At 42.5% G+C, this 1,305-nt stretch carries 1 protein-coding gene and 2 tRNA genes; all 3 read left to right on the top strand.

Features of this window, described 5'->3' with window-relative positions:
• The first annotated feature begins 270 nt into the window (after nt 1–270).
• The 3 genes from HQ41_RS02695 (at nt 271) to HQ41_RS09955 (ending at nt 917) form a co-directional block, all read left to right on the top strand.
• Nucleotides 271–357: transfer RNA gene (locus tag HQ41_RS02695), tRNA-Ser, on the top strand.
• A gap of 15 nt (nt 358–372) precedes the next feature.
• Nucleotides 373–445 (top strand) — tRNA-Phe (locus HQ41_RS02690).
• Between the two features lie 304 nt (nt 446–749).
• Nucleotides 750–917 (top strand): Arm DNA-binding domain-containing protein, encoded by a 168-nt coding sequence (locus HQ41_RS09955; RefSeq protein WP_161780572.1) that lies wholly within the window; start codon nt 750–752, stop codon nt 915–917.
• Nucleotides 918–1,305: the final 388 nt, after the last annotated feature.

Raw genomic sequence — 1,305 nt, 5'->3', positions numbered from 1 at the left:
ACGGCATTTTGTGTCTTGGTGTACTTCTTGTTCAGCAGCGTGCGGATACCTCTCCAATCAACGCAAGCATTGATTTGTCGGAGAAAGGAGTGCTTCATGCGGTCGCGAAGAACCTGCTGGTAACTAGAATAGAATGTGGTGTCATTAGGCAGGGGAGAGCGGCGGTGTGTGTGATAGCCAGAGAAGTGTATCAGAAATATCGAGAAAGATTTGGAGGTTTGAGAAAATGTTGTACCTTTGCAATCGAAAAGTTAAGGCAGGCCCTTGATCGGAAGTGTGGGTGAGTGGCTGAAACCAGCAGTTTGCTAAACTGCCGTACGGGCAACCGTACCACGAGTTCGAATCTCGTCGCTTCCGCTTTTCAAAAACTAAGGTACCATAGCTCAGTTGGTAGAGCAACGGACTGAAAATCCGTGTGTCCCTGGTTCGATTCCTGGTGGTACCACTTTTAGGCACTCTCAAAAGAGAGACGACAAAAACACCAAGTCTCATAACTTCAATAAGTTATGAGACTTTTTCTTTACTCAAACCTCCTGTTTGCGGCGATACCGTTCAGATACCGTATATACACTCAAAATACTCTAGATTGGCTACAATCTGGCTACATAAAATGACCTCAAGAAAGTCCTGTAGCCGAGAGTAGGCACAGAGTACGCTTAGATAATGCGCATTTTATTATTATTCAGTTATTTATACCGAACTTTGCAGTGTGAAACTTACCAGAGTTTACTGCCGTAAAAACATTGAGTATGAGAGGTATCTTTAGAGTGATGTTTTATTTACGATCTAACTACGTAAATAAAAGTGGAAAGGCTTCTGTGATGATCCGAATTTACCTAGATGGAGAGAGGACATCTTTAGGAGCCAGTGTTTTTTGTAGTTCCAGAACAATGAGAGAGCAAGAACAACAAGGTTAAAGGAAGGCCCTCTGAGGCCTTACAGCTCAATCTTCAATTAGAAGGTATTAGGTCACATCTAGCCTCTATGTATCAGAAGATGGAGTCTGATGAATGTCTATCTGTAGAGCTGATTAAAAGCAAATTCTTGGGCAAGAAGTCGGAGATGGATACAATCATTGACCTCTTCGATGCCTACATTGCCAATCAAAGCAAACTGGTAGGTGTCTCTATTTCAGATACCACTCTAAGAAAATATGATGTCTGCAAAAGACACTTCCAAAATTTTCTTGAAGAGAATTACAAGAGAGAGACTATTGCGCAATGCGCCGCTCAAAGGTTCTTGTATCTTTCTCGGTGTTTTTTGCGTGTTTGAGCGGCTTTGGGAGCCTTGAATACTATCCCCCTA

Source organism: Porphyromonas sp. COT-290 OH860, assembly GCF_000768935.1.
Classification (GTDB): Bacteria; Bacteroidota; Bacteroidia; order Bacteroidales; family Porphyromonadaceae; genus Porphyromonas.
Note: the sequence above shows the minus strand (reverse complement) of the source record. Positions and strands in the feature narration are given on the sequence as shown.